Here is an 8,795-nt window from a genome sequence, read left to right on the forward strand (position 1 = left end):
GGGGGCAACTATTTGTCACAGGTTTCTTACCGAATAGTTGCGGCGATCCAAGCCAATGGTTACTGATGGAAAATTATTATATGTCCAGCCTTTCTTTTATGTTAAGAAAGTTTCCTAAATAACCTTCAAATTAGTAATCAAAATACTCCCCACAATCACCAAAATCGTTCCCAGCACAATCTTGACCATCTGATCGCCGGTCTTGTGTTCATGAAGGATGTAAATTCCACCAAAAGTGCCGACAATGATTCCCAACTGGGAAAGGGTGGCAGCAGTGGCTTGGCCGATTGCTGGGTTGGCGGCGGCGATAAACATAAACAAATTGCCGATCGCCCAATCGATTCCCGTGACAATGTTCTTGGCTGCTGGTTTCGTTAATAGTTTGCGCTCCTGAAGGAAGAAGAAGCCGATTAAAAATGAACCGACAACTTGGCCAACTGCCTGTGGGGTCACAATCGCCGTCATGTAATTGATGCCGTTGTTGGCATTATGGATGGCTGGGCTAATAAAGCCGAACTTGAATAGCATGTTTGGAAAAATAAAATACAGTGCAAAACCAGCCGTCGAAGCTAAGATTGCAGCAATCCCTTCACCGTATGAGACTGGCCGCTTTTTGGTAATCTTTTTCTCAGCCTTGGAACGGGCGGCAATGAGCAATGCGCCAAGCGTGACCAAGGCGATTGAAAGAATTCCAAATAACCACATCTTAAAGGTGATCCATTCGTTGAGAATCGCAGCGGCGAGAAGGGCGTTGGCAATGATTTGGCCAGCCGTCGAGAGTGGGAAGGCAGCCGAGACGCCCATCTTTTTATAAGCAATAAATTGGCCAGCGGTTCCGACTGACCAGAACAATCCGGAAAACAGCCCAACTAACCAAATTCGACCTGTGACTGCGACTCCATTGGGCAGCACAAAGAATAGATAGACACCAATTCCAAGTAGCAAAGCACCACAGGATTCGCCGAAGGTTTGTTGAGCAGCAGATCCGCCCATTTTTGTGCCGATGATTCCAGTAGCTCCCCATGCGAGGGGTGGAATCAATGCTAATAAAATACTCATGATTTTTCTCCATATTCGTTTCAGATTTCCCTCAAAATACAATAACAGGTGAGATTATATCACATACGAAAGCGCTTTTAAAAATGAATCTAGTTTAAAAAGAAGCGGAATAAGAATCCTTTAGGACGACAATCCTTGATCTCGCGGCGTTTAATGATAAGTTATGAAAATGAAAATTTTTACCATTATTTTTAAATTTGGTCTATACTAATAATTGAAATGATAAAGTGAAAGGAGCTCAACAGCATGGTTCTTCATACAATTTTAACTCCGGACTGGGTCAAAAATGCCAAACTCATTGCTGCAGAAAATCCGCGATTGGAAGGCTTTGTTCCCAGCGAGGGCGGGCGACATCCCAAGATTTTATTGCTTGGAGAAGCCCCTGGCGATCAAGAGGTCAAACAGGGTCGCCCATTCATGGGACCCGCTGGTAAGGAACTTGACCGTTGGTTGGCATCTCTTGGTTTGACGCGGGAAGATATTTATATCACGGGAGTCGTGAATTCTCGCCCGTTTTCGATTGGTAAAACCGGCCGCAAGCGGGATCGACGGCCCAATCAAGCGGAAGTGAAGCAGGCGGCACCGATGTTTGACTGGGAGCTGGCCCAATTCCCGGGAATCCTGTTGGTTCCGATGGGCAATGCCAGCCTGCAACGGCTGCTGGGGAATCACGCTAAGATTGGCGAGCTGCATGGTCAACTTTTGGAACGCCCCATTCAGCAATTTGATCAAGCCGCCAACGCATTTAAATTTGCGACCGAGAAGCGCAGAATTTTCCCACTTTATCATCCGTCGTATTCAAAGCGATTTAAGAATATGCAGACGATTGTTGATGAAGATTCACGCAAATTGAAACAAATTATTCTTAATGTGATATAAAAAACGAATGGCTAGTAATTTTAAGCTGTAACGCTGTACAATTCACTTGAAGGGGTGAACAACGTATTTTTTATATGTTGCCGCCTGCTCTTGAATATCTCAATAATCTTCGTATTGCTGAGGAGAGGATAACCCATGAATTTGAAATCAAGCCGACTTATTTTGATGTTGTTAGCGACAGCCTTCACAATGGCTATGTTCCCAACTCAAACGTATGCCAAAAAAGAAGTTAGCCCGCCAAAGAGCGCCCAACTATCCGAATATTACTTCAAAACCAAGAAACCAATCAGGACCTGGATTGGTGTCGATAATCCGACTGCCCACATGTTTCAGAGTCGCTGGATTACGATTCCCAAGGGAACGGTTGTGTCCGGTCACCCGATTGAAGTGAAAAATAAACAAATTAAAAAAATTACAGTGGTCGCCAGCAGCTTAAGTTATCAAGTGAAAAAGGCTGCAGTGATGCCGGGTTACTATTTGGAAGCATGGCAGGATCTGACTGGAGATATTAAGTACAGTAACGCCCGCTTTGAAAAAGTGAAAAAGCCCCAATACATGGTTCCATATAGCGATGGCAACTTCTATCTCGGAACCTCGCCAAAAGAATATCCAGATACGTTTTTAAGTGATCGATTAATGATTACCTCTGATGGCTACGTTGAGTTGTATCACTATCAAGCAGGAGTCGGTCCAGAAGGATTTGGGAATAAGCCAATGGGATCCGCAAAGATTACGAAAACAATTGCCAAGAAAAATAGTCGCTATTTGTATTATCGCCATCATGTGACCGGCTTAGATGACAAACGAGTGCATAAGACCGGAAAATATCAGTACCGGTTGAAAGTGGCCGATAAGGATGATATTAAAACTCAAACAATTTGGGATGACGGCCAGCAGTCGTTTGTTGCCAGAATTTATTATGCCCATTATGATGTTGGCGGGGTGACCTACTATACAGAAGTAGGTGAGAAACCCTTAAGTGATTGATTATGATTTGGTTCAGTTAAAACGATCAGTAATCATGCTGATTTTGGTAAAAGGTTCACAATTTTGCAAACGTTTAGCCATCAAAAAAACGTCACGCTTCTCAATCCTGGAAATTGGATTGAGAAGCGTGACGCTTTTTAAGTTATGAAAATAAAGTCGTGTAAGTTGATTTTAAATTACCGGATATCCAAAGGTTCTTTAGAAGTTGGCTTGGGAAATTCTTTATCAATTTCGGCCAATTCGTCAGCTGCCAGCGCTAAACTTGCAGCTTTCACATTGTCGACAGCATGTTTGGGATCACCAGACTGGGGAATTGCCAACGTGTTACCATCCCGAATTGCCCAAGCTAAGATGATTTGCCAAGGGGTTGCTTGATGAGCAGCCGCAATTTCTTTGACCACTTTATTGGTCGTTAACCGACCACGCTCATCACCGGCACCAACTGGGGTGTAGGCAATAAAGGGGATACCTTGGTCTCGTTGCCATGGCAGCAAGCTATACTCCACACCACGGCTGCCGATGTTGTACAGGTCCTCGTTTGCGGCCACCTCATTGCCACCGGGAAGATCGAATAGTTCTTCCATATCAGGCAGGGCAAAATTGGAAACACCCCAATGTTTGATCTTGCCTTTTTTCTGCATCGCTTGCAACGTTTCAACCGTTTCGCTCAACGGTACGGCGCCCCGCCAGTGATAAAGGTAGAGATCAAAATAATCTGTTCCCACTAATTTTAGGCTGGTGTCCAAACTATGCTCCAGTCGATTTCTGGAAGCGTTAGAAGGGAGCACCTTATCAATAATGAATAAGTTATCCCGGTTCAAATCACGAATAGCTTCGCCAATGAGGCTTTCACTGCGACCGTTCCCGTACATTTCAGCGGTATCAATGACTTTTGCACCAGCCTCAATCCCGGCCTGAAGCGCTTTGATTTCTTGTGACCGAGTAGCAGGATGATCCCCCATATGCCAGGTACCTAAGCCAATTGCAGGAACCTTGGTGCCACCAATCGTTAACTCTCTCATAAAATAATAGCCTCCTTAAACCTGTTACTAAAATTATACCGCGGAATTGAAAATTATGAAAATAATGATGAAAGCTAATTGCTAATTTTTCAACCAGTCAAAAATTTCTTGAGCGGCCTCTTTTGGCAAGTAGCGAATTTCGATGTTCTGATTATGATTGCCGTGACGGACGTTAACTTCAAGATGGGCAAGCTCTCTGGCACTCATCCAAATTGATTGGTGGAGGCTAAAGGACTGAACATTCTTCTTGGGGATGACGTATTGTGAGCGGGTAAATGAGTGACCAACCTGCATGATTAATTGGTCACCGCTGACTACCCAACCGGTGTTGCTGGCAGAATACCAGCCGAGAAAAATGGCAATCGGCAATAACGCCAGGCTCAACAGTCCCCAAACCGTGAAAAAATATACACAGATTACAATTGGGACGGCGGCAAACAGCATGGCATTTCGGATGAAATACCAATAAGGCGCTTTCTTTAAGCGATTCAGAGCAACGGCTTGCGTGGGTGTCCAGTCAATAAAGGGCCGGAGAGTTTTGAAAACTGTTTGGGTGTTTACAACCGGCAAGATCATCAAGTCATTGCTCTTTTCATCATCGCCGGCAGAAGACGCGGCCAATGCTTGAACGGTTGAGATTTTACACCATTGACGGATCACGTTTTGTTTGATGCGCAAGGCTTGGATCCGGTCGGTAGGGATGGTAACGGAATTTCGTTGAAACAAGCCCTGATAAGTTTTCAATTGGTTGGTCTGAGCTGTCAACGTGAACTTGTAGTAGCGCTGGACAATTGATAAATATGAACCGGCGATACTGATCAAAATGATTAAGATACCAACCACCACGATGATAATGAGTGATTGATGAACAATTTCGCTGGTAACTGAATTGATCACTCGTTGTGGAATGGCTTCTTGGATTTTGCCATAGAGGGCGAGCAAAACCCCGATCAGGGGCAGAATGCCCAATGAGGTGAGAGCGAAAACGTTGAGCTCGTGAGGATTAATGACGTAAGTGGTCGCTGATTCAGCAGTTTTCTGGTTGTCGGTACCGGTTAAATCCGCTTTTGCTTCTGGGCCGGTAACGCGCCTGGCCTCAATTGCTGTTCGCACCGATTCAGGTACCAATGGCAGGACTGCCTCAGGGGTCTTATCGTCATGGCCGGCCGTTTCAATCTGGAGCTTTTCCAACTTGAATGGTTTTAAGAAAAACCACTGGCTGCGTTGGATGGTTTGAATTCGGCCGTAAGGGATGTGAGTGTGCTTTTTGATAAAAATCCCCGAATTAATTGTCAGCATGTCCGCCGCAATTTCAAAAGTGAAACAAAGGTAGCGAACAACGATCAGCATGATGATCAGGACCAGTAGGGCGCCAAACCCCAGAACCGGATTAATATGGAAGTGTTTAAGTAAACCAGTCAACGGGCCAACCGTTAAGATAACGTAGATGATCCAGTCCCAAACACGATGAAACAAAAAATAGAACATGGACAGCGGGTTCAAGTGATGCTTGGTTTCAGACGTCACGGTCGTTCACCTCCACCGCCATTTTCATGATTTGGTTGCGGAGTTGGTCGCCAACTTCGGGCTCCAATCCATCGATTTTGTGAGAGGTTGAGGCAGTGGTAATCCGTACTTCCTGGAGCTTTTGCGATTGTAAAATTGGGCCGGCAGCCAAAGTGACGTCTTGAACCCGGGCGATGGGGATCGACACTAATTTTCTGAAAATGAATCCAGACCGTAATTCGACGGCATCATCGGTGAGGGTGTACAGCCAAAATGAGTAACGGTAGGGCACCAAAGTGAGTTCGACGATCAGGTCGATGATTGCCAGGGCTGCGAAGCCGAAGACACCATACGGCAGCCAACTCCAGTTCGTGAACTTGAAAACGATGAAGCCACCAATTGCGATGACTGCAAGGATTGTGAAGTTAATGAAGGCCGAGATGCGCCAGACCGTTTTAATTTTTTGGGGTAAATGATTGGATTCTGTCACGATACTTAACCTCCTGTTAGATATTTGTCAGTCATAGTGTACCAGATGAGGGTGGAATCTTACCAGTCGCCACCTCAAAGTTGCAGTGGATTGTGATGGACACGCCAGGACTTATAGCGTTATACTAACTTTTATGTACTATTACGAAAGGGGGCAATCAACTTGTCAAAAAAGGTTAGAAATGCCATTATTGTCCTTATTTTTGGGAACTTTTTGGTTTGTATTGGGATGAGCCTGATTTTCCCAGTCATGCCATTCATTAAAAACGAATTACATCTGTCTGCGACTGACATGGGAATCATGAACTCACTATTTGCATTGGCTCAGTTGATTGCTTCACCAACTGTCGGCCAAATCTCGGATAAGATTGGTCGCAAGCCCATCCTGGTCTATGGACTGCTGCTCTATATGGTGTCAGAAGTTTTATTTGCGCTCACCAACTGGCTCTGGATGTTCGATATTTCACGGACAATTGGCGGCCTGTCAGCAGCAATGGTGGTCCCAACAACCAATGCCTTGGCGGCAGATTTGACGACACCCAGGCAACGAGCCCGCGTCATTGGGCTACTGTCTGCCGCGTTTAGTGGTGGCTTGATTCTAGGACCCGGAATTGGCGGGATCTTAGCCAAGTTTGACTATAAAACGCCGTTTTGGTTTGCGGCCGTCCTGGGCTTTTTAAGCATGTTATCGCTACTCTTCATGCTGCCAAGTGAAACGGAAATCAAAAAAATTGCCAGTAGAAATGACGTGCCACCTGTGCTGACTGAACGCAAGTACAGTAAGGCATCGTGGGAGCAGACCAAGAAATTGTTTTCTGGACCGATGGGCTTATTATTCGTTCTGATTCTGATTTCATCGTTTGGCTTGGTCGGTTTTGAAAGCATTTATAGTCTGTATGTCAATGAAGTCTACAAGTTCACAATGGAAAACATTGCCTTGGTATTGACCCTGAACGGATTGACTTCACTAACTTTCCAGGCATTGTTATTTGATCGATTGGTCGTTTGGCTAACTGAAAAGCGACTGATTCGCTATTGTTTCTTCCTATCATTTGCTGGCACCATCTGGATCATGTTGGCTCATTCCAAATTGGAAGTGATCATCGCGACGTTGATCGTCTTTACAGCCTATGATCTGATCCGTCCGGCGATTACGACGTTGCTGACAAAGGCAAGTGCGACGGCTCAAGGGTTGATCAACGGGGTCAATATGTCACTCACCAGTGTGGGAAATATTATTGGGCCAATCATGTCTGGGGCATTGCTGGACATGAATTACCACTATCCATATATTGTGGTGACAGTCTTCTTGGTCGCATCGTGGCTGATGACGTATAAGGTTAAGCAGAAATTTACGGTGAGTTTGTAAATAACAAAATAAAATAGGTGAGAGGCTGGGCAAATGGTTTTTTTTCCTTTCAGCCGCTCTTTTGCTATGCTTGAAGTGGACACAATTAACAGAAACGGAGATGTTATTTTTGGACGGTTTAAATTCAACAATGACGCTGAACAATGGGATTAAGATGCCCCGATTCGGCCTTGGTGTTTGGAAGAGTGATAACCATGCAGCCCGTGACTCAGTTGCTGCAGCGATCCGCAACGGGTATCGAGCGATTGATACCGCCAAACAATATGGTAACGAGCAGGGAACCGGCGCCGGCATTAAGTTAGGGCTCAAGCAGGCTGGCTTAAAGCGTGAAGATGTCTTTGTGACCACTAAGCTGTTTAATGGTGATCAAGGTGACTACGATAAGGTTTCCAAGGCTTTTGAAGGTCAATTAAAGGACTTGGGATTGGATTACGTGGATCTTTATCTGATGCACTGGCCGGTTGACGCCTACTACCTTGAAAGTTACCAGGCGATGGAAAGATTGCTCAAGGAAAGTAAAGTGAGAGCGATTGGGGTCTCTAACTTTGATAATGATCGGATGAGTAAGCTGATTGAATCTGCCGACGTGATTCCAGCGATCAACCAGATGGAATTTAATCCGACCAATCAAGAACGGGATATTCTCAAATTTGACACCAGCCACAAGATCACGATGACAGCCTGGTCACCATTAGGCGGTGGCAAATCGTTAACTAACCCAGTGATTGAGAAGCTCGCTGATAAATATCATCGTAGTGCGGCCCAGATCATTTTGCGTTGGGAGTGGCAACGAGAGATCATTACCGTGATTAAATCGGTTCATGAAAAACGCATTATCGAAAATAGCCATATTTTTGACTTCGAACTGAGCGACGAAGACGTTGAAACCATCAATCAATTGGACGAAGACAAACGGGGGCCTATGGTACGATGACTTCAAGTGGCATCGACCAAGTGCGGACATTGGTGATTCTGTTGATCAGTGGGATGATACGGGGAAGTCACTTTCGTAGAAACAATGGGATTGAGATCTTAATTGATACTCGATCCTTTTTTTGTCTCCGAAAGCCGGCGCTGCAAGGAATAGTGGCGTTCAAAAAAGTCGAGATTAAAAATGACTGCCTGGTTATTGACTATCCAGTCATTAATGATATACTGAGGGTGATTTTTGAAAGCGAGTCAGAATTGTGGTTCGCTTATCCGCTTAAAAAGGGGCGTGAGGAATGATGAATCACACATTAGTAATGGATGTTAAGGGATTAAAGAAGTCATTTGGGAAGTTTGAGGCGCTCAAAGATGTTAACTTAACGCTTCATCCGGGAGAAGTCTTAGGATTTATCGGGCCAAATGGGGCTGGGAAGTCGACCACTATTCGAGTGATTTTAGGATTAATCAAGTCCTCTGAAGCTGTCTAAAATCTCTTAAGTAATAGTGCTAAAAACGCTAAAACGACCATTTGCAGACTGGTGGTTAATTGACGCTCA

Annotated in this window: 7 protein-coding genes and 2 pseudogenes; 5 read left to right on the forward strand and 4 right to left on the reverse strand. The window is 44.9% G+C overall.

The window, feature by feature from the left end:
* Positions 1–114 precede the first annotated feature (114 nt).
* Positions 115–1,059 carry a GRP family sugar transporter gene (locus KTE19_RS02570; RefSeq protein ID WP_217162719.1) on the reverse strand — a complete coding sequence of 315 codons (945 nt, stop codon included), beginning with the start codon at positions 1,057–1,059 and terminating at the stop codon, positions 115–117.
* Positions 1,060–1,305: 246 nt separating this feature from the next.
* Here KTE19_RS02570 and KTE19_RS02575 point away from each other — a divergent pair, with 246 nt between their 5' ends.
* Together KTE19_RS02575 and KTE19_RS02580 are read left to right on the forward strand one after the other, a co-directional pair.
* On the forward strand, positions 1,306–1,938 hold the full coding sequence (locus KTE19_RS02575; protein ID WP_217341550.1) for a uracil-DNA glycosylase: 633 nt from the start codon (positions 1,306–1,308) through the stop codon (positions 1,936–1,938).
* Positions 1,939–2,073: 135 nt separating this feature from the next.
* Positions 2,074–2,925 (forward strand): hypothetical protein, encoded by an 852-nt coding sequence (locus tag KTE19_RS02580; protein WP_217162723.1) that lies wholly within the window; start codon positions 2,074–2,076, stop codon positions 2,923–2,925.
* A 176-nt stretch (positions 2,926–3,101) separates the two neighbouring features.
* On the opposite strand, the gene KTE19_RS02585 is transcribed toward KTE19_RS02580, so the two are convergent.
* From KTE19_RS02585 to KTE19_RS02595, 3 genes are all read right to left on the reverse strand, one after another.
* Positions 3,102–3,947, reverse strand: a complete 846-nt coding sequence (locus tag KTE19_RS02585) for an aldo/keto reductase (protein WP_217341551.1) — start codon at positions 3,945–3,947, stop codon at positions 3,102–3,104.
* Positions 3,948–4,028: 81 nt separating this feature from the next.
* A complete protein-coding gene (locus KTE19_RS02590; protein WP_217162727.1) occupies positions 4,029–5,474 on the reverse strand; it encodes a PH domain-containing protein in 1,446 nt (481 codons plus the stop codon).
* Positions 5,464–5,943 (reverse strand): PH domain-containing protein, encoded by a 480-nt coding sequence (locus tag KTE19_RS02595; RefSeq protein ID WP_217162729.1) that lies wholly within the window; start codon positions 5,941–5,943, stop codon positions 5,464–5,466. The genes KTE19_RS02590 and KTE19_RS02595 overlap by 11 nt, the downstream gene beginning before the upstream one ends.
* A 228-nt stretch (positions 5,944–6,171) precedes the next feature.
* On the opposite strand from KTE19_RS02595, the gene KTE19_RS02600 reads away from it, so the two are divergent.
* The 3 genes and pseudogenes from KTE19_RS02600 to KTE19_RS02610 all read left to right on the forward strand — a co-directional run.
* Positions 6,172–7,311 carry an MFS transporter gene (locus KTE19_RS02600; protein WP_430681869.1) on the forward strand — a complete coding sequence of 380 codons (1,140 nt, stop codon included), beginning with the start codon at positions 6,172–6,174 and terminating at the stop codon, positions 7,309–7,311.
* A 154-nt stretch (positions 7,312–7,465) separates the two neighbouring features.
* A pseudogene (locus KTE19_RS02605) lies at positions 7,466–8,324 on the forward strand (aldo/keto reductase).
* 213 nt (positions 8,325–8,537) lie between these two features.
* Positions 8,538–8,714: pseudogene (locus KTE19_RS02610) on the forward strand (ATP-binding cassette domain-containing protein); the annotation flags it as partial.
* Positions 8,715–8,795 lie beyond the last annotated feature (81 nt).

It is taken from the genome of Lentilactobacillus dabitei, assembly GCF_019061365.1.
Lineage (GTDB): Bacteria > Bacillota > Bacilli > Lactobacillales > Lactobacillaceae > Lentilactobacillus > Lentilactobacillus dabitei.

Excerpts from the sequence above, each read along its gene's own strand:
- KTE19_RS02570 (WP_217162719.1), bottom strand. The coding sequence starts at position 1,059 with ATGAGTATTTTATTAGCATTGATTCCACCCCTCGCATGGGGAGCTACT.
- KTE19_RS02575 (WP_217341550.1), top strand. The coding sequence starts at position 1,306 with ATGGTTCTTCATACAATTTTAACTCCGGACTGGGTCAAAAATGCCAAA.
- KTE19_RS02580 (WP_217162723.1), top strand. The coding sequence starts at position 2,074 with ATGAATTTGAAATCAAGCCGACTTATTTTGATGTTGTTAGCGACAGCC.
- KTE19_RS02585 (WP_217341551.1), bottom strand. The coding sequence starts at position 3,947 with ATGAGAGAGTTAACGATTGGTGGCACCAAGGTTCCTGCAATTGGCTTA.
- KTE19_RS02600 (WP_430681869.1), top strand. The coding sequence starts at position 6,172 with ATGAGCCTGATTTTCCCAGTCATGCCATTCATTAAAAACGAATTACAT.